The following is an 18,676-nucleotide window of genomic DNA, read 5'->3' on the forward strand; positions in this document are numbered from 1 at the left end:
GCATATGATGGAGACACAAATCGTTATTGGAGTACCTGGTTTATGGAAAGATAGAACAGAATTAATACAAGAAGTTGTGAGTAAAAGTAACTATATATTAGCGGGAAATGTTATGCACCATAAGGAGAAAGAGATTGGCTTTGAAATTGATATATATGAACAAGACCCTTCTTTGAGAGAGGCTTTCTTCTATGCAGGTGGTGAGCGTTTTGATGAAGAATTGCTTCAGGAGTTGGAGAAGCATACTTATACAGTGTATGTTATTGCAAAAGTTGACGATACAGAGAGATTACAAGAAGTAATTGATGTAGGAATGGAACTTTTAAATGCAGGTGGACTTGCTTTAAAAGTTGAAACAGCAGGTGTGGCTTATTCGAAAGAAGAATGGCAAGAGCTTGCAGAGAATAAGGAAATATTCCCGATGTATTCGCACCTTGTAACTTTAGTTGGAGATGAAGAGGACGGTTACTATTCATGTGGAATGCAAGCATTTAATCTACCAGACGTTGTTTTAGACGGAGGGATAGATCCGGAAGTAGCTGTAGATTTATTAAATGATTTTAACCTACATAATATATTGGAAAAACCTAATTTGAAAGATGGAGATACAATTAGTTTCACAGAAGATGCTCCAGTGTATCTTTTATCTCATTATATAGATAATCGTTATGAACAAGAGGATCCATTTTATAACCAGTGTGGGGTATGGAAGTTAGAGAGTGCTTCGGCAAAGAAATCTATCTTTCAAAAATTGGGGAGTGTGCTAAAAGGATGGAAAAATACATAAAAGAACAGAGGGGTATATGTGATAAATATAAAGCGGAGTATGTAGAATCTCCGAATGACTTGAAATTAGGAATAGCGCAAAATGTGAAAGATGGTATCGCTCCGATTAATGGGTTACGAATGCCTATAGAAAATGGAACGACAGGTTGGTACATTTGGGCTGGTGAAGAAATGGGGACAGAAGAAGATTTCTTTCTTCCTTTACACGTTCAACATATTGATGAATGGGCACCTGAAATAAAGAAGTATTTAGGGTTACCACCTGGTTGGAGATTTTTAATTGCTGGAGATTACGAGGACGTGTGGTATGATCCGAATTTGTTTGATGAAGATTTAGAAGAGGATGCAGATGAATGGGAAGAAAATATGCTACAAGAGTATGGATGGTACATGCATAGCATATTAGCAGAAGATATTGATGGCATCCATGCTAATTATCATACGCATGGTCTAAGAGATAACTTTAATCATCAAGATTTACAAATAGCATTAAATATGGATCCTGAAGTCGCGCATAGTGTTTTTTGTACCATAATAGAAGAAATAAAGAGCGGAAAAAAGTTTGAACAAGGGATTGAGTATACGAATATTATTGAAGGATATCCCATTATTATGAAGTCTTTCGTAGAGATGGATCGAGAAGTTTTGAGGGTTTTATTACCTGATGAAAGAGGGATCCTTCCTACGAGGCCAGAGTGTGATGAATGTTATAAAACTCAATTGGATGATATTGAGGAGAGTTGATAAAAAAGAGCTTGAAACTATTCAAGCTCTTTTTTTATCACTATTTATGTCCTAAAATATGCTCAATCTCATGCAAACTTAATTTACTTGCCTTAGCAATCGTTTCAAGTGGTATACCAAGATCATACATATTTTTAATCATTTGAATTTTCCCCTGTTGAACTCCTTCTTTTCGACCTTGTTCAATGCCTTGTTCAATGCCTTGTTCAATGCCTTGTTCAATGCCTTGTTCAATGCCTTGTTCAATGCCCTGTTCAATGCCTTTTTCAAGCCCTTTTTTAATTCCTTGTTCCATTCCTCTTTTTATTCCTTCTGTCTCTGCATGGGCGAATTTTGCTGCTTCATCCATTAAAACTTTCTCCCTTGCGTCATAGGCTTGCCGGAAAGAAGAATCTTGACTCATACGTTCCCATTTATTTATCGCTTTTTGTAAAATAGGATCTTCGTTCATAGCAATATCCTCCAATAGTTTAGTTAAGTGCTCATCCTCATTTGCTGAAAGCAATAAAAGCCAACGAACAAATGGATCTTTCCACGGATTTACTTTTTCTTCATGCCATTGTTCAGTTAACTTTGGAATTTCTATAATGTGGATTTCTATGTCGTCACTTAGGAGCTTTTTTTGTTGTGTATTCCATAATATGCTCGTTGTATGGAAGGCTGGGTGTTCCGAAAACATTACGAAGTTTAGTAAGTTTATGGTGATGGTTTTGTGAAGTGCACTGTAGGGCATCCCTTTTTGTAGTTGAGATGTGTATAGTCTTCCCCAATAATATAAACTGCGTTTAACCATATCGTGATTATTATTGAGTTGTATTTCTACATTGACTTTTGTTCCTGTGTCTAATGTCGCTGAAATGTCTAAAATAGATAACTTATCCTCTTCATATTCCCTGTGTAAATGTGGATCTTCTAGTTGTAGAGAAGCAATGGGCGACTCTAAAGACTCTTGTAACATAGCATTTAAAAATGCAATTAGAATATCTTCGCTACCATTCGTACCAAACAATTGTTTAAATGCAAAATCAATGCGTAAATTAACTAACTGTTGGTTGAACAAAGTTTGTCCTCTCCCTTATATGAAGATGCTTCTTTCCTTCATTGTACATAAAAAGAACTAGAGTATGCAAACAAGCCATTCTTCTATTTTTTAGTAGTGTTATTAGAATGTCACAGTTAAGTATGGTTATGTTATACTCTAGTGAAATTAAAAAAATATTTTTGTTTATATCGAGGTGAAGATGCTACATATGCAAAAAGATATTTTAAAACTATTAGATAAAAAGCAAAGTAACTATGAATTTCCTGCATTTGATAATGAATATATGGATATTTCGCAAGTGAAATTCTCTCTTTTCTTTAAAGATACTAAGGATTGGTTAATGGTGTTTCAACTTGTTGGTGTAGGTTCATTAGGTGTATGTAATGATATTCAAGTATATGGAGATAGAATTACTCATTCAATGGGTGATGATTGCATTTTACAATTAAATGATGGCAATTATGAGTTGTTTGATGATGAAGGTGAATTTATGCCGAATATTTATAACGGCAGTCTAAAAATTCGTGAGCATCATTTTGAATATGAATTTACAGAAGAGGATTATATAAATAATGGAATAGAAGTACAAACGACAGAGCATTATCCAACATACTTTATGCGTATGCTTGCTACTAATGAAGAAGTTAGAACATTATTATGGTGGAGTAAAGAAGAGATTTTAGAAGAGTTCGGTTTAGAAGGTAATTGGGAACTAGCGTATGAAACGGAAGAATGGAAACATGTTGAAGACGAAAAAGTAAGTGAAAATGAATTCTTCCAATCAGTAGCCGCTGCAATAGAGAAGAAAGATCCAAGTGTTATTATGAAGAAGGATTCTAATACGCATTGGAGAAATTGGGTAGAGTTTGATTGTGACTGAAAAGGATAGGAGAAAGAATAATAAATGAAAAGAAGAAGAAAATCCGGGGAAAAAGTAAAAATGAATCGTTTTGCACTACCTCTATGCTACGGAAGTGAAGCACCATATTATTATTACGAGGTAGCGCCTCATGAAAGAGAGGGACGCTTCCATTTAACATCAGAACTTTGCGTAATGGACGATGAGCATTACTTTATTAGAGGTTGTTTAGAGATTCCTATCATTGACTACCACGAAAACTTCATATGGACTGTTTGGGTATCACTTAGTAAAGAAAGTTATGATGAAGTATTAGAAAAGTGGGATGAGAGAGGCCGAGAAAATAGTGATCCTTATTTTGGGTGGTTATCTGTAGAAATACCAGTTTATCCAGAAACATTAAATTTAAAAACAAATGTACATATAAGAGAATTTGGAATGGCACCGTATGTTGAATTAGAGCCAACCGAGCATCCTTTAGCAATCGAACAAAGAAATGGAATTACTTTAGAGAGAGTTAAAGAAATACAAGAAATGATTCAACGACATAGCTAGATTAGAAGAGAAAAAACGAGTGCTAGCACTCGTTTTTTTCTTTACACAACCGCAGGATTATAAATCATCGTAAAGTGTCCTGGTAATAATTCAATGTGACAAGGTGTATGAAGCGAACTTTCTCCATCTGTATCTACTTCTTTTTCTTCTTTCGTTTCAATATGAATGGATTTTGCTTTTACGTGGAAGATGTCATTTTCATTTGAATCCTCGAATAGTTTCTTTCCGATGTAATCTTTAAATGCTTGAATACCTGTTGATTTGACTACGAAAATATCAAGTGTTCCGTCATCACATTTTACGTTCGGAATAAAGGATGGAATACCACCAAGATATTCACCATTTCCAACCATGACAAGGACAGCTTCGTCTTCATATACTTGTCCGTCATAAGTAATTTTTACTGGGAATGTTTCAGCATTTTTTACAGTTCGAATTGTGCTTAAATAGTAACCGATTTTACCAAGCTTTGCTTTTTCTTCTGCATCGATATTGTTTGATACTTCAGATACGAGACCAATCCCCCAGAAGTTTAAGAAATGTTGTCCATTTGCTTTTGCAACGTCAACTGGTTTTATATGTTCTTTTGTAATAAGTTTTGCCGCTTCTGCAATGTTTTGCGGAACACCAAGTGTGCGAGAGAAGTCGTTGCAAGTTCCACCTGGAATAATTGCAAGTGTAGGTCTAGTTTCGAGAGGTGCTAAGCCATTTGTGCATTCAAATACTGTTCCATCCCCACCAAAGACGATAATTAAATCTACTTTACTAGCAAACTCTTGGCAATATTTTGTTGCATCACCTTGTTTTTTCGTATGAAGGATATGTAGATCAGGAAAAGCTGCGGAAAGAGGTGGTACGATTTTTGTTAAATTTGTATGTAAGTCACCTTGACCAGCTTTCGGATTTACGATGAGGAGTACTTTTTCAAATTTTGTCTTTGTCATTTTTATTCTCTCCCTTTGTCTTTTACGAATCGTGATAGAAAATAAACTTCCATCAGTAATTGATGGAAGCTTATTTTATTATATTACTCCGTTACAACTGAAGCGATAAATGGTAAGTTACGATATTTCTCAGCACAGTCGATACCGTAGCCAACGATAAATTCGTCTGGAATTTGGAAGCCAACATATTCAGCTTTTAAGTCCACTTTACGGCGTTCTGGTTTATCAAGTAATGTACAGAACTTGAGTGCCTTTGGTTTATGCATAAAGAAGTGGTCTTTTAAGAAATGAAGTGTTAAACCAGAATCGATAATATCTTCTACAACAATTACGTTTTTTCCAGTAATGTTTACGTCGATATCTTTTAGTAGTTTCACTTTTCCTGTCGTTTCTGTTTGATTTCCATAACTAGATGCAGAAATGAAGTCAATTGTTACATCGTTTTTAATGTGACGAATTAAATCAGCAGCAAATACGAATGAACCTTTTAATACGGCGATAACTACGATTTCTTCTCCTTCAAAGTCACGTTCGATTTGAAGTGCTAATTCTTTCACTTTTGCTTGTAATTGTTCTTCAGAAATTAAAGTGTCTTTTATTTCAATATTCATTGTAATCCTCCTACAGTGTAAAACTTGCGAACATTTCGACTGTAAAGGATAGAATAGAAAAAGTCAAAGAAGATAGTAATTTTTTACAAAGACAACGACAAAATCATCTGATGATATGATATACTAAGTATATTAAGAAAACGCTTCCATAAAGGGTGAATATGATGAAGAAGAAACAGTACACAAGTGTAACATTTATAAAAGCATTACTTTTAACAATTGTTCTTGGCCTGTTGGCTTACGTAATTGATGTACCTGCGATTCGTATTTCATTAATTGGAATGACTTTAGTGTTAGGAGCAATTTCGCACGGTATGATGTCGCAGCTAAAAGAAGCTGGACTTGATGATATGAGAGATCATATAGATAACAAGTAAGAAACCTTCATTATATAGAGTGAAGGTTTTTTTGTTTCTTACAAAAATGTAAGGTAGTTGTAAGGCAAATCGATAGTTGCATAATAGCATTTTGGATAAACTATGGGTGTAAGGTAAAAGGCAAGCATATTTTAGGTAAATTAAGTTTTAGGCACTCTATATGTGAAAAAGGAGTAGGAGGGCATGGAGAAACGTTGGACGACCTTTTCTTTTTTAGCGATTAGTAACACCGTAATGCTAGATGGAAAAATGGATTTTTTGCACTTGTTTGATCGTGAAGATGATCATTCTTCTTCTAAATTTACAATGAAATGGAATAAATGGAGCGAAAGTTGTAGGTTTGAAGAAGAGGCCCCTAACGAAGAGCAAAAGATTATTTTAACAAACCCTATTAAAGCGTGGGTTGTTCAACGTCGTAAGTGTAACGTCAAAAATCACTTCAAGAAAACTGAGCCGAGACAATTAGTTATCGCTCCGGCCCGTTCTACTTCCAAATCACGCGAAAGTAACATGTAAATATTGAGACACACACCCGAAAAAACATCGTACATATTACGATGTTTTTTTCTTTTTCTACAATGAAATCTTTAAATGAAATATATTTCATCTGCATCTTATATTTATATCTCTTGCTTATTCTAGTAATACATCCGGTGCGAGTTGATGTGAATAAAATATAAGGAGAGAATGAAGATGAAAAAGAGACTATTACCAATTTGTGCAATGGCACTTTTAACAGTAGGATATTCTTCAGTAGCGAGTGCGGATACTGGAACAGTAACAAAGGAAGAAGAAGCGCAAGTGCAACAAGATAAAGCTAAAAAAGAAGAAGCAATTAAGGAACAGCAAAAAAATGAAGTAGAGAAAAAACAAGCGGCCCAAGTACAAGAAAAAAATGATATGGCTAAAAAAGAGGAAGCAATAAAAGCTGAGAAAAAGAGTGAAGAAGAGAAAAAGAGAATAGCGCAAGAACAGTTAAAAAATGATATGGCAAAAAAAGAAGCAGCGATAAAAGTCGAGCAAAAGAATGAAGTAGCTAAAAAAGAAGTAGTAAAGCCAGTTGTACAAGGTGAAAAATTACCAAATACAGCATCAAATAATGTAGCAATGATGGGATTAAGTGCATGTCTTGTAGCGATAGGTACATTATTTGGTTTGAATCGTCGCAATAAGATTAAAGTGTAAATAAAATATTTTCCTATAAAGAATGGAATAATTTCATATATTAAAAATGGTAGGTTACTCCTACCATTTTTTGCATGGAGGGATGAAGAATGAAGTTACTCAATTATATCGGTATCATATTGATGGCTATTGGGCTATTCATGGGATCCTATTACGCTGTGGAATGGTATAAAGGAAAAAGCTCTGCTCAAGAATTAACGAAAGAAGAAATAAAGAGCCTTAAAAATATACAAGATACTCAACTTTCTCATGAAACACCTGTAACTTCTCAAGTGCCTTCTTCTCAAAAAGAACATAAAGAAGGTGAAAAGGTAGCGATGTTAAACATACCGAAAATAAAGAAGAAGTTTTCTATATATTGGGGAGCGGATGATACGACTTTGAAAAAAGGAGTTGGTATGTTTGTTAGTAATTTAACGACAACCCCATCTGGAGGAGGACATACTGTACTGAGTGGACACCGAGATACTGTATTTACAGATTTAGGAGAGTTGAAAGAAAAGGATACTCTTGTTTTAGAGTATGATAATAAAACGTACACATATGAAATTCAAAAGACATGGATTACTCATGCGGATGATCGTACTGTTATTATAAAAAAAGAAGAACCGATATTAACACTGACAACTTGTTACCCATTTGATTATATAGGGGATGCACCAGATAGATATATTATCGAGGCGACGTTAACTGGCAGTTATTCAAAGTGAAATTATAGTTTCTGAAAACGGGAGGGGGATATATCAGTTATGTCAAAAAACATTTTAATTGTTGAAGATGAAGACATATTACGTGAAATATTAAAAGATTATTTTTTAAGTGAGCAATATGTAGTGTTTGAAGCGAGGGACGGGAAAGAGGCTTTAGTTGTATTTGAAGAAGAAGAGGTTGATTTAGTTATTTTAGATATTATGTTGCCAGAACTTGATGGATGGTCTGTTTGCCGAAGGATTCGAAAGACGTCCGAGGTGCCTATTATTATGCTAACGGCACGCGTAGATGAAGACGATACGCTACTTGGTTTTGAACTTGGGGCAAATGACTATGTGACGAAGCCGTATAGTCCGCCAATTTTATTAGCAAGAGCGAAAAGGTTGTTAGAAAGCAGAAAAGTGACAAAGCAACTTTTAGAGAATGAAGATGATACATTATCAATCCACGATATTCACGTTCATTTTCCGTCACGCACTGTTACGGTAAATCGAACTGATATTAATTTAACGCATACAGAATTTGAAATATTAGCGTATTTCATGAAAAATCAAGGAATCGTTTTAACGCGAGAGCAACTCATTTCAAGAATTTGGGGATATGAATTTGCTGGTGATGATCGAACGGTTAATAGTCATATTCGTAATTTAAGAAATAAATTAGGAGAGAAAGCAAAGTACATTACAACTGTAGTACGCACAGGTTATAAATTTGAGGGCAATGTATGAGGAATGGAATTGTACTAAAATTATTTACTCTTACAACAGCATTGTGCATGTTGATTTTAGCGACGATATTTATTGGACAAACGATATTTTTTAAACAATATTATGCGAATCGAAAAGTGGAAGATATTAAAGTGAATTTAAATTCCTTTGGGAAGAACTATTTAAATCATGCAGGAAATGCAGAAGAAATTCAGAAACTAGAGCAAGACTTTTTAAGAGAAAATAATACGTGGATTACGACATTAGATAAGAACGGGAATTTAAAACATGCAGATGATTTTTATTTTGAAGTAACGATAGATCGTAGGCAACAAAAGAGCTTTGGACAACAAATATTCAAAATTCCCTTAGGTAATCTCGTCAATATAGAGGAGATTGATAATAAATTATCAGAGCATTTTTTAGGGCAAGAAATTTATTTTTCTGGAGTGAGAAAAGAAGATAGTTTTATTCCATTCTCTTTTTCTTTATCTAAACAGAATTTAAGCGGATCTAATAAACCGCTAGAAAAAGCATTTAATGAGAAAATGAGAAAATTATATGAGGAGAAAAAGAAAGCAACCGGGGAACAAGTTGTTAAGGAGAAGAGGCCAGCCGTTCAGGAGCAAGCTGCCCAAGAACCAGATGTTTACATAGGAGGGCGTGTTACAAAAGTACAGTTTCCAGATGTAAAAGGCCCCGTAAATCCAATTTATAAAAATACTTTATTTTTGGATAGTATAAAAGAATTTCAAACGGATGTATTACTAAAAGAGAGTAATCAAATAGAGTATTCAACAAAGACAATGGACTATGGAAAGAATGATATAAAATATAAATTATTAATGAAACCAATAAAAGAAAAAGATGGATCAGTAACATATATTTATGCGATGGCTTCTTTACAGCCCGTAGATGAAGCTGTACAAATGGTGCAAGATTATTACATCTATATCATTGCATTTGTAGTCGTTCTTATTTTTTTAGCTTCGTTTTATTATTCAAAACAAATTGCAAAACCGTTATTAAAAATAAATGATACGACGAAGAAAATAGCACAATTAGATTTTACAGAAAAAATACCGATTACTTCAAAAGATGAAATTGGAGATTTATCGAAAAATATTAATGTGCTATCAAATAAACTCCATTCGCATATTGGGCAGTTAGAAGAAGATATTGAAAAGGAAAGAAAGTTAGAAAAGACGCGAAAAGAATTCATTTCTGGTGTTTCACATGAATTAAAAACACCGCTAAGTATTATGAAAAGCTGTATTTCTATTTTAAAAGACGGGGTAGCTGAGCATAAAAAGGATTATTATTTTCAGGCGATGGAGAGAGAAGTAGACAAGATGGATACGTTAATTTTGGATATGCTTGAGTTAGCTAAATTTGAATCTGGTACATATAAAATGAAAAAGGATTCGTTTTATATTGATACAGTAATTGAAGACATATGTGAACATCTATCTGTGGAAATAGAGAAAAAAGAGCTTCGTGTTCATAAAAATATATGTTCATTTGAAGTGATTGCAAATCAAGGCCGGATTGAACAAGTCATCGTGAATTTCATTACGAATGCCATACGTTATACACCAAATAAAGAAGATATTATTATTTCTACAATAGATGAGAAGGATCATATAAAAGTGTGCATTGAAAATAAAGGTACTCACATTGAAGAAGAACAATTAGATAAAATTTGGGATCGTTTTTATCGAGTGGATACAGCTCGTCAGCGTTCACAAGGTGGGACGGGGCTTGGGCTTGCCATTTCAAAGAATATTTTAGAACTACATGATACTGAATATGGGGCAGGAAATACAGAAGATGGTGTGTTATTTTATTTCTATTTACCGAAAAAAGCGTAGAAAATATAATCTACGTTTTTTTAAATTATTTTCATATTATCTTTACCTAATCTTTATTTTTAATCAGTATAATTTGTTTAGAATATGAGGTTATGTAAGGAGTCGATGAACCGTGCATAGCAATTGGCTAAGTATAATGGTATTTATTTTCTTTTGCGCATTTATTGTATTTTTAATTAATATTACGATATGAAAAAAGAGCGCTCATTAAGCGCCCTTTTTTTGTGTATTCATTTGATAAGCACTGATGCTTTTGAATAAGCGTGGTGAAGTGATAAATAAAAATATAAGTAAAACGGTACATAGAATATAGGAACCAATCATTGTACTACCGTTAAATATTAAAGAATATAGGAAAGCCGATTGGCCTTTTGGTGCATATTGTCCCCAGAAAATGATACCAGCGATAAAGTGACAGAAGTAACGAGCTAGACTACCGATAAAAGTAGCGACGATAATGTATCCAATTACTTTCTTTCCTTGGTTTGGTTTTGATGAAGGTTTGTCTTTACGGCTACCTAAATTTGATTGTTCTTCGCTATTTTCATTTGACGCTAAAAGCGCCTTTTGAATTGGACGGTAGAATAAACCAGCAAATCCAATGAATGCGAAAGCAACAAAGTATTCAATTAATACTTGAATTGGTGTGACGATAATGGCATCGCCTACGACAATTTGTAATAATCCCCAAATTAAGCCTCCTAAGAAAGCCATTTTGAAGCCCCAGCGGTATGCGATAATAAAAATAGGAATCATAGCAAATGAAATGGAACCGCCTGTTGCTGATATTTTGATTGAAAGTGGTAAAATGTCGATGACCAAGGCGAAGGCTGCAAGAATAGCAGATTCGATCATCGCTTGTAAATTGGTGTTACGCATGTTGTATCCCCCTAAATCCAAGTTGTACAAAAAAGAATAGATATCATAGGAGGATACGAAATACGTAAATAAAAATGAGGTATGTATTTCGGACGTTTGCACAATCCCTGCGTTAGCATTAACTAACAGGTTCGAAGGGTCGGAACGAAGTGTTCCCTCTCAGCAGCATGGCTCCCCCAGTGATAACGAGATTCTTTATTTGCTATTGTTTATTGTAAGCGAAATGGATGAGAATGGCAAACAAATGCTGTATGACAATAATTGAAATAGAATTGTAGCGAAATGTTAATAAATATGAAGTAAAAGGGTATAGTACAAGAGAAATTGGGTGTGGTATAATTTTTTTGAAAATAATTATCATTCTCTTCTGAGGGGGAAGGTTATGAGCTTAGTAGATATTAAAATTGGAGAGAAAGTGTTAGTAAAAAGTATTCAGTCTTTAGATCAGCTATTAAAGCGTAGACTAGCTGCTTTCGGTCTTGCGGAAGGAAGCGAACTTCGCTTGAAACAGAAAGCGATGTTCAAAGGTCCTTGTACATTGGAGTGTCGTGGACAGTTAATTAGTATTCGTCATTGTGACGCGAAAATGATAAAGGTGGAATTAGCGTGAATAAGGTAGCTTTGCTAGGGAATCCGAATACAGGGAAGACATCATTATTTAATGCACTTACTGGTTCTTATGAATACGTAGGAAACTGGAGCGGTGTAACAGTAGAAAAAAAGGTTGGTAAATTAAAAGATAGACAAGGAACATTAATTGATTTACCAGGTGTGTATGATTTAAATCCAGTTTCACGTGATGAAGGTGTTGTAACAAACTTTCTATTAACAGAAGAATTTAATCATATGTTAAATATCGTAGATTCTTCGCAATTTGAGAGAAATATGCATTTAACGTTGCAATTACTTGAATTTGGTAAGCCGGTCTCAATTGGTTTAAATATGGTTGATGTGGCGAAGCAAAGAGGAATTGTCATTGATGTAAAACGATTATCAGAACTATTAGGTGTAACAGTCGTTCCTGTCGTTGCAAGAAGTGGAAAAGGTTGTGAAGAACTACTTGCGACTCTTAAAGAAAATGACAAAAAGGAGAAAAAGCCATTCCTTATTTCATATGGTGTACAAATGGATGAAGGAATTGGAGAAGTAATTGCTCTTTTAGAGACAGCGAATTATGAGCATCCGAGATGGTTAGCACTTCAATTTTTAAGCAATAACGAAGTAGTAGAAAAAGAAATGAAAGCATTACCAATTTATAAGGAACTCATAGCCATTCGATCTCGCTTAGAAGGAAAACTTGATTGTACGTTAGAAGAGCACATTTACAAAACTCGTGAAGCGTATATTGAAAAGTTAAAAACAAATGTTATGAAGCATGAGAAAGAAGGAAAAATTCCTTTTTCAGAAAAAATTGATAGATTAATTACACATAAAATTTTAGGACTTCCAATCTTTTTAGCAGTTATGTTTTTTATTTTTCAGGTTACGTTTACGTGGATTGGTACACCTTTATCGGATATGTTAGATGAGTTTTTTGGTGGTCAGCTTACGGATTGGGTGACGGCTGGACTTACAAGTATTGGAGCTTCTGATTTTATTCAAGCACTCGTTACAGAAGGTATTATTGCCGGTGTTGGTGCTGTATTAGTATTCGTACCACAAATCTTTGCACTATTCTTTTTCATTTCATTATTAGAAGACTCAGGATATATGGCGCGAATTGCAGTTGTTATGGATAGAATTATGGAGTTTTTCGGCTTAAACGGTAAAGCTTTTATTCCGATGATTATCGGTTTTGGATGTAACGTTCCAGGTATTATGGCAGCGAGAACGATTGAACAGGAGAAAGAGCGCTTACTTACAATTTTAGTAACACCGTTTATGTCTTGTTCAGCACGATTACCTGTATATGCATTATTTGCGGGCGTATTCTTCCCTAATAGTCAGGCGACTGTTGTATTTTCTTTATATGTTGCAGGGATTGTTCTTGCGTTATTAGTTACAAAAATTATGTCTCTTACGATTTTGAAAGCAGAAAAATCTATTTTCGTAATTGAATTACCGCCTTATCGTGTGCCACAAGCGAAAACGTTATGGCTGAGCACGTGGGAGAAAGGAAAGGGATTTGTTCGTAAAGCTGGTACATTCATCTTTGGTGGTTCGGTTGTTATTTGGTTATTAAACTATGCAGGTCCATCAGGATTTGGCGTTGATATGGGAGATAGCTACTTAGCGATGATTGGTGGATTTATCGCACCATTATTTGCACCGCTCGGCTTCGGAACGTGGCAAGCTGCGGCATCCCTTTTAACAGGATTTTTAGCGAAAGAAGTTGTCGTTTCTACAATGGCAATTATTTATGCGGTTAAAGAAGATGTGCTTGGAAATGTAATGGGAGCACATTATACAGCATTATCAGCTTATGCATTTATGTTCTTTATTTTATTATATGTTCCGTGTTTAGCGACCGTAGCTGTTATTAAACGTGAAACAGGATCAGCGAAATGGACGATTTTTTCAGTCGTTTATCCACTCGTAGTTGCTTATGTATTAACGCTCATTATATACCAAGTTGGATCCTTACTCGGATTCTAGAAGGAGATGTATTGTGATGATGGTCAATATTATAATTGGAGCTATCATTTTTGGTTATGCAGCATATACGTTAGTTAATTTTGTAAAGAGAAGTAAAAAAGGAAAATGCGCGGCATGTTCTTTAAATAAGTCATGTCAGTCGCAAACTTGTAGCCCGGATATGGAGCAAATTGCTCATAAATAGAAAAAAGCTTTTCGAATTTGAATTGAATCCAAAAAGTTAGACAAATATATTAAGCAGCTAATAAGGATTGAACTCTGTATTGCACAGGGGGCAATCCTTTTAGTTTTGTTTTAATTCTTTTGTGATTGTAGTAATCAATATAAATTTCTAGTTCTTCCTTAAATTGTTCCATTTACGGCTTGTATTTTATCTTTTGAAGAAAATTTAGCCCTAAAAAATGCACCTCCAATTGTTAATTATGTGTCTAACAATTGGAGTGCACTTCATTACAGGCAGTCTTTTTAATCTACTTCAATATCTCGGCCTTCTGTCATCACTTTATTTCTCCAAAGCAAAAGTAATCTCCTAAATTCTGAAGTTTCTAATTTACATTGATTATTTGGTGGGCTAATGTAATAATTAATCGCGCTTGTATATTTAGGTTCAATAAATACAGCAGCAGCATTGTATTCTAGTTCATAACTAGGGTACTTTCCCTCTACGACATGGTCTAAAACTTCTATGTATTCATCCGCTTCATCTTCATCTAGGTTTTCTATAAAGTCAGATACAATAGCAATTTCTTTTGGTAAACGAATTCTTAGTCCACCAAATGGGTCACGCCAAAATTCATGTGAATAATTCATTAATACAACCTCACTATCTTCTCGTATATTTTGGATAAGAAGTGGTAATTTCTCTATTTTCAATAATCATCTCAACCTTAAATCCAGAAGAAGTTTGCCCTACGTATTTATTTGGAGCGATTTGAACACGATTGATATATGCTTCTTTAATAGAATCAACTACCTGGACTCTATTCCAATCCTTAGGGAAAAATGAAGATTTAGCTTGTTTTACAATACCATCAATCTTTACCTCTGCAACATATACTCCTGCAGGATTTGGTGGCCTAGTAACGCGAATTATCTCTCCCCCCATCATATTCTCGTGATGATAACCAACAGCTTTTAATCCCCACCATTTTTGTCTTACTTCACCATGAAAAACATGCTCCATAAGTGATGAGTCAAATTTATATGGCGTGTTCCCACTGGAAGCTCCTTCCCCCCTAGCAAACTGATGGGTCGATAGCTTTTCCTCAGTTGCTCTAAAATCAGGTGTATCAAATACAGAGCGTATATTATTTCCACCAGCTTAAAGCAAACTCATTGCGATTACGATTGAATAAGGATGCAGCGTCTTGCAAGTTTTGATTAGCAGTTCGTGAAATCTCAGCTAATTTTGTGCCAGGATTCAACATTGCAATTTTATCCACGCCTTTTGTTCCTACGAATAGTTGTCCAACAGCCAATATAGTATGACCAGCCGCGCTTCCATACCATTCTGCACCACTATACGAGTCACCATTGGTAACATCACGATTCCAAGAATCAGAAATTGTTTGTTTTATCGTATTGAACGTCTCGACTGGGTGAGAAACGGCTTCAATCGTGTTATTAAATGTGTCAATTGGATGGATAACTGCATCTGCAAGTCCTAATAATTCATCACCTATAGCGTCGCTCATTCCTTTTTTTTAGTGATAGGGGACACCTGATCCAGATTTTTCAAAAGCAGATGCGATTTCATCATCTATAGTGTCTTTTATTTTATTCACATCTTTATACGCTGCATCGATACCATGTTTAAATTTATCATATAAAGACTCATCGGAATTTTTTACTTTACTAAAATCCTCATAAGTTTCCTTGAGACCATGCCAAACCTTGTCACGTAAAGATCCATCATTTTTCTCACTATTTAACTTACCACACATTGCTCCTTCTTCAAGATTTCCATCATATGAAGCATCTGCGGTACGGAATTTTTCGGCAATTCGTTTCAAATCCTCTTCCACTTTTATAATCGAATTGATAGATGTAAAAGCTCTTGGTCTTGCATCATTGAACATTTGAATGAACTGTTGGTTAGAGGCACCAATCCATTGAAAACATAAATGATCTATTTCATTACATAGATTATTATGTATAGATTCTAATGCGATTCTGGTATTATTTGCACGATTAGCAACTTCTTCTAGCATTTCAGGTGTTACTTTGATTTGAACCATTTCTTTCCTCCCTTTCCCCAATTAAAATTATGAGATAAAAAGAAAAAAATGCAAATACAGAAACTTTAGATTAGTATAATAATATTGATGTGAAATGAAACCTGCTTAATTGTAAATAAAGCTTATGTGTATGTAAAGTAACAATTAGAGCCACGATTGTGAGCGGTTTTTTATTTTGCATCAATAATATCAATAAACTTCAAAGTCATATTATTATAAAATGCATCCGTACAAATTATAGATTTATTCAGCGGATCAATGTCAACGACAGTCATATAGTTAGTAAGTAAAAAACCACCTTCAGTACCTTCTAGATATCGTTTTACTGCTTGTATTTTATCTTTTGAAGAAAATTTAGCTATAAAAAATGCACCTCCAATTGTTAATTATGTGTCTAACAATTGGGGTGCACTTCAATTTCGCAAAGCTTTTTTGTTTTACTTTTTAATTTTTACAAGTTGAGAAGCTTCTACGCCTTTGTAACCAGGGAATTCTTTACTCGGGTCTTTATCAAATTTTAATACACCTACAGATTTTTCATCACCTTTTACATTGCTGTAAGTTGCGTCATCAACAATCGCATACATATCTGTATATGCACGGCCACTTCCGATAATTGTGTTGCCTTCATATTTTAATTTCGCTCCATCAAGTGTAGCATTTTCTACTTTCTCTTTTGCGAATAATACACCTTGTTCTGTTGTTACAGCTGGTAATTTATCAAGTGGTTTCGTGTTGTCTTTTTCATCAACTTTGCTAAGTAACTCTTTTTTCACTAGTTCTTCACCAGTTTTCTTATCCATTACAAGAACTTTTTTACCATCTAATGTTGTCATTTTCATTTTATAGAAGTCTTTTTCTTTCACTTCTTTTTTGTTTTTATCTGTAATTTGTTGAACTTGTTCTTCTGAGCCGTACAGTACAAAACCGTTCGCTTTCTCTCCTAATAAAGAACAACCTGATAATGCTCCAAATGAAATTGCTGCTGCTAATCCGATTCCTACTAATTTTTTCATGATGATTTCTCCTTTTATATGTTTTATAGTAAATACAATTTTTGTATTAGTGCTTACATGTGAAGAAGCTTGTTTGTTGCTTCTGGTATTAGTGTATAAGAAATATGGAAACGTAACTATCGAGTTAGCTTACAGTAACATTACACTTATGTAATTTAGTGAAAGTGCGCAAAAGTAAGTTAATTTCAAAGAGAAATAATGAGAATATATTAGAAATACAATATTGTATATAGAATGTCATATTATATTGGATGTATTTTGGAAATAACATGTAAGGACATATTAGTTTTGTTATAATAAACACATAGGCTGTAAAAATGAATATTCTTTACTGTAAAGGGAGATTTTTCAGTTTTCCAAGTAGTGAATTTGAAATATGAGGTATATCATAGGAGGAATTTAGATGTCTGTATTTAAACGATTAAGAGATTTAACAATGTCGAATGTGTACTCGTTAATTGAAAAAGCGGAAGATCCAGTTAAGATGACGGATCAATATTTACGCGATATGCAAGCGGATGTACAAGAAGCTGAGAAAAGTGTAGCAGCTCAAATCGCACTTGAGAAGAAATTCAAAATATTATTTGAAGAGCAAGAAGCACTTGTGAAAAAACGTGAAGAGCAAGCTCATATGGCTGTTCAAGCTAATAACTTAGATCTTGCGCGTCGTGCATTAGAAGAAAAACAAAATGCAGAGCAAAAGATGAATGAGTATAAAGCAAGCTACGAGCAAAATAAAGCTGCTGCTGATAATCTTCGTCTTAAGTTAGAAGAAATGCGCAAGCAATTAACAGAGCTGAAAAATAAACGTGAAACACTTGTAGCACGTGTAAATGCAGCGAAAGCACAGAAGAATATTAATCAGGCGATGTCTGGATTTGATTCAAATTCAGCAAAGGCTGGTTTAAGCCGTATGGAGGAGAAAGCTCTTCAATTAGAGGCTGAAGCGGAAGCAAGCGGTGAAGTTTATAAGAAAGAAAAGTCATTAGATGATGAATTCGCAAGCTTAAACAAAAATTCTGCTGTTGACGATGAATTAGCTCGTATTATGAAGCAGTATGAGAAATAATATAGAATAGAGACAAATGAACCGACATGTCTAAACAAATTCATGTCGGTTTTCTATTATATTTTTGAGGAGGTTTTGCAATGACATGGATGAATGTAGTTGCCATGCTTGTATGGACTGGAGCGAGTGCAGTACTTTTATTTGCAATTATGTGGGTTGATTCGATTTTTACAAAATACAATGATTTAAAAGAAATCAAAAATGGAAATACAGCTGTAACAACTCGTTTTATTATGAAATTATTTGCACAAGGGTACATTTTATCTCAATCGATAACGAAAGCAAATGATTTATGGCAAGCACTTCTTGCATCAGCAGTTTCTTTCGTTATTTTATTAGTGGTAGAAATGTTTATCGAATTCGTATTAAAGAAAATGTCTGGTCTTGATTTAGAAGAAGGTACGAAAGAAGGTAGCGTTGCACATGCGATGTTAGCCGGATCATTACATATTGTTGGTGCACTTATTTTAGGTGCTTGTTTATAAAGA

22 protein-coding genes, 2 pseudogenes and 1 riboswitch are annotated in these 18,676 nt (G+C 34.3%); of the genes and pseudogenes, 15 read left to right on the forward strand and 9 right to left on the reverse strand.

Annotated features, from left to right (window positions below):
• Nucleotides 1-7: 7 nt before the first annotated feature.
• Together IBT51_RS23055 and IBT51_RS23060 are read left to right on the forward strand one after the other, a co-directional pair.
• Complete coding sequence (locus tag IBT51_RS23055) at nucleotides 8-787, forward strand: DUF4261 domain-containing protein (protein WP_142245194.1); 780 nt, start codon at nucleotides 8-10, stop codon at nucleotides 785-787.
• The gene (locus tag IBT51_RS23060; protein WP_088024164.1) at nucleotides 772-1,530 is read left to right on the forward strand and encodes a DUF4262 domain-containing protein; all 759 of its coding nucleotides are present in this window, start codon (nucleotides 772-774) and stop codon (nucleotides 1,528-1,530) included. Before IBT51_RS23055 ends, IBT51_RS23060 begins: the two co-directional genes overlap by 16 nt.
• Nucleotides 1,531-1,570: 40 nt before the next feature.
• On the opposite strand, the gene IBT51_RS23065 is transcribed toward IBT51_RS23060, so the two are convergent.
• Nucleotides 1,571-2,590: an Rpn family recombination-promoting nuclease/putative transposase gene (locus IBT51_RS23065; protein WP_098289596.1), complete on the reverse strand. Its 1,020-nt coding sequence runs from the start codon at nucleotides 2,588-2,590 to the stop codon at nucleotides 1,571-1,573.
• Between the two features lie 190 nt (nucleotides 2,591-2,780).
• Here IBT51_RS23065 and IBT51_RS23070 point away from each other — a divergent pair, with 190 nt between their 5' ends.
• Together IBT51_RS23070 and IBT51_RS23075 are read left to right on the forward strand one after the other, a co-directional pair.
• Entirely contained in the window at nucleotides 2,781-3,452 is a 672-nt protein-coding gene (locus tag IBT51_RS23070) for a DUF7003 family protein (protein ID WP_200458610.1), read from the forward strand.
• A 24-nt stretch (nucleotides 3,453-3,476) separates the two neighbouring features.
• A complete protein-coding gene (locus IBT51_RS23075; protein ID WP_200458609.1) occupies nucleotides 3,477-3,986 on the forward strand; it encodes a DUF2199 domain-containing protein in 510 nt (169 codons plus the stop codon).
• A 41-nt stretch (nucleotides 3,987-4,027) separates the two neighbouring features.
• On the opposite strand, the gene IBT51_RS23080 is transcribed toward IBT51_RS23075, so the two are convergent.
• Nucleotides 4,028-4,930 (reverse strand): diacylglycerol/lipid kinase family protein, encoded by a 903-nt coding sequence (locus tag IBT51_RS23080; protein ID WP_200458608.1) that lies wholly within the window; start codon nucleotides 4,928-4,930, stop codon nucleotides 4,028-4,030.
• Nucleotides 4,931-5,013: 83 nt separating this feature from the next.
• On the reverse strand, nucleotides 5,014-5,541 hold the full coding sequence (gene hpt / locus IBT51_RS23085) for a hypoxanthine phosphoribosyltransferase (protein ID WP_001019294.1): 528 nt from the start codon (nucleotides 5,539-5,541) through the stop codon (nucleotides 5,014-5,016).
• A gap of 161 nt (nucleotides 5,542-5,702) precedes the next feature.
• Here hpt and IBT51_RS23090 point away from each other — a divergent pair, with 161 nt between their 5' ends.
• From IBT51_RS23090 to IBT51_RS23115, 6 genes are all read left to right on the forward strand, one after another.
• Nucleotides 5,703-5,918: a hypothetical protein gene (locus tag IBT51_RS23090; RefSeq protein ID WP_002041936.1), complete on the forward strand. Its 216-nt coding sequence runs from the start codon at nucleotides 5,703-5,705 to the stop codon at nucleotides 5,916-5,918.
• Nucleotides 5,919-6,101: 183 nt separating this feature from the next.
• Nucleotides 6,102-6,434 (forward strand): hypothetical protein, encoded by a 333-nt coding sequence (locus tag IBT51_RS23095; RefSeq protein WP_086403938.1) that lies wholly within the window; start codon nucleotides 6,102-6,104, stop codon nucleotides 6,432-6,434.
• Nucleotides 6,435-6,611: 177 nt separating this feature from the next.
• Nucleotides 6,612-7,103 carry an LPXTG cell wall anchor domain-containing protein gene (locus IBT51_RS23100; protein ID WP_069356357.1) on the forward strand — a complete coding sequence of 164 codons (492 nt, stop codon included), beginning with the start codon at nucleotides 6,612-6,614 and terminating at the stop codon, nucleotides 7,101-7,103.
• Between the two features lie 89 nt (nucleotides 7,104-7,192).
• Nucleotides 7,193-7,813 carry a class D sortase gene (locus IBT51_RS23105; protein WP_200458607.1) on the forward strand — a complete coding sequence of 207 codons (621 nt, stop codon included), beginning with the start codon at nucleotides 7,193-7,195 and terminating at the stop codon, nucleotides 7,811-7,813.
• A gap of 39 nt (nucleotides 7,814-7,852) precedes the next feature.
• A complete protein-coding gene (locus tag IBT51_RS23110) occupies nucleotides 7,853-8,542 on the forward strand; it encodes a response regulator transcription factor (protein ID WP_016079950.1) in 690 nt (229 codons plus the stop codon).
• Entirely contained in the window at nucleotides 8,539-10,392 is a 1,854-nt protein-coding gene (locus IBT51_RS23115; RefSeq protein ID WP_200458606.1) for a sensor histidine kinase, read from the forward strand. The genes IBT51_RS23110 and IBT51_RS23115 overlap by 4 nt, the downstream gene beginning before the upstream one ends.
• A gap of 207 nt (nucleotides 10,393-10,599) precedes the next feature.
• Here the strand turns inward: IBT51_RS23115 and IBT51_RS23120 are convergent, their stop codons facing one another.
• On the reverse strand, nucleotides 10,600-11,271 hold the full coding sequence (locus IBT51_RS23120; protein WP_001246567.1) for an energy-coupled thiamine transporter ThiT: 672 nt from the start codon (nucleotides 11,269-11,271) through the stop codon (nucleotides 10,600-10,602).
• Nucleotides 11,272-11,357: 86 nt separating this feature from the next.
• A riboswitch (TPP riboswitch) is annotated at nucleotides 11,358-11,459 on the reverse strand.
• A 194-nt stretch (nucleotides 11,460-11,653) separates the two neighbouring features.
• Here IBT51_RS23120 and IBT51_RS23125 point away from each other — a divergent pair.
• Genes IBT51_RS23125 through IBT51_RS23135 form a run of 3 tightly spaced genes read left to right on the forward strand, consistent with a single transcriptional unit; the run spans nucleotide 11,654 to nucleotide 14,050 of the window.
• A complete protein-coding gene (locus IBT51_RS23125; RefSeq protein ID WP_000060512.1) occupies nucleotides 11,654-11,881 on the forward strand; it encodes a FeoA family protein in 228 nt (75 codons plus the stop codon).
• Nucleotides 11,878-13,866, forward strand: a complete 1,989-nt coding sequence (gene feoB, locus IBT51_RS23130; protein ID WP_053563489.1) for a ferrous iron transport protein B — start codon at nucleotides 11,878-11,880, stop codon at nucleotides 13,864-13,866. The genes IBT51_RS23125 and feoB overlap by 4 nt, the downstream gene beginning before the upstream one ends.
• A 16-nt stretch (nucleotides 13,867-13,882) precedes the next feature.
• Nucleotides 13,883-14,050, forward strand: a complete 168-nt coding sequence (locus IBT51_RS23135) for a FeoB-associated Cys-rich membrane protein (RefSeq protein WP_000989597.1) — start codon at nucleotides 13,883-13,885, stop codon at nucleotides 14,048-14,050.
• 49 nt (nucleotides 14,051-14,099) lie between these two features.
• Here IBT51_RS23135 and IBT51_RS23140 read toward each other — a convergent pair.
• From IBT51_RS23140 to IBT51_RS23160, 5 genes and pseudogenes are all read right to left on the reverse strand, one after another.
• A pseudogene (locus IBT51_RS23140) lies at nucleotides 14,100-14,222 on the reverse strand (IS3 family transposase); the annotation flags it as partial.
• Nucleotides 14,223-14,331: 109 nt separating this feature from the next.
• On the reverse strand, nucleotides 14,332-14,676 hold the full coding sequence (locus tag IBT51_RS23145; protein WP_001109640.1) for a hypothetical protein: 345 nt from the start codon (nucleotides 14,674-14,676) through the stop codon (nucleotides 14,332-14,334).
• Nucleotides 14,677-14,689: 13 nt separating this feature from the next.
• Nucleotides 14,690-16,103, reverse strand: a pseudogene (locus IBT51_RS23150) (WXG100 family type VII secretion target).
• A gap of 170 nt (nucleotides 16,104-16,273) precedes the next feature.
• The gene (locus tag IBT51_RS23155) at nucleotides 16,274-16,465 is read right to left on the reverse strand and encodes a YolD-like family protein (protein WP_053563491.1); all 192 of its coding nucleotides are present in this window, start codon (nucleotides 16,463-16,465) and stop codon (nucleotides 16,274-16,276) included.
• 75 nt (nucleotides 16,466-16,540) lie between these two features.
• Nucleotides 16,541-17,119, reverse strand: coding sequence for a lipoprotein BA_5634 family protein (locus IBT51_RS23160; protein ID WP_048565089.1), 579 nt, complete (start codon nucleotides 17,117-17,119; stop codon nucleotides 16,541-16,543).
• Nucleotides 17,120-17,522: 403 nt separating this feature from the next.
• Between IBT51_RS23160 and IBT51_RS23165 the strand changes: the two genes are divergently transcribed.
• Both IBT51_RS23165 and IBT51_RS23170 read left to right on the forward strand, forming a co-directional pair.
• On the forward strand, nucleotides 17,523-18,188 hold the full coding sequence (locus IBT51_RS23165) for a PspA/IM30 family protein (RefSeq protein ID WP_000110281.1): 666 nt from the start codon (nucleotides 17,523-17,525) through the stop codon (nucleotides 18,186-18,188).
• 80 nt (nucleotides 18,189-18,268) lie between these two features.
• Nucleotides 18,269-18,673 (forward strand): DUF350 domain-containing protein, encoded by a 405-nt coding sequence (locus IBT51_RS23170; RefSeq protein ID WP_000220087.1) that lies wholly within the window; start codon nucleotides 18,269-18,271, stop codon nucleotides 18,671-18,673.
• The last annotated feature ends 3 nt before the right edge of the window (nucleotides 18,674-18,676 follow it).

Source organism: Bacillus sp. S71 (assembly GCF_016625265.1).
GTDB lineage: Bacteria > Bacillota > Bacilli > Bacillales > Bacillaceae_G > Bacillus_A > Bacillus_A cereus.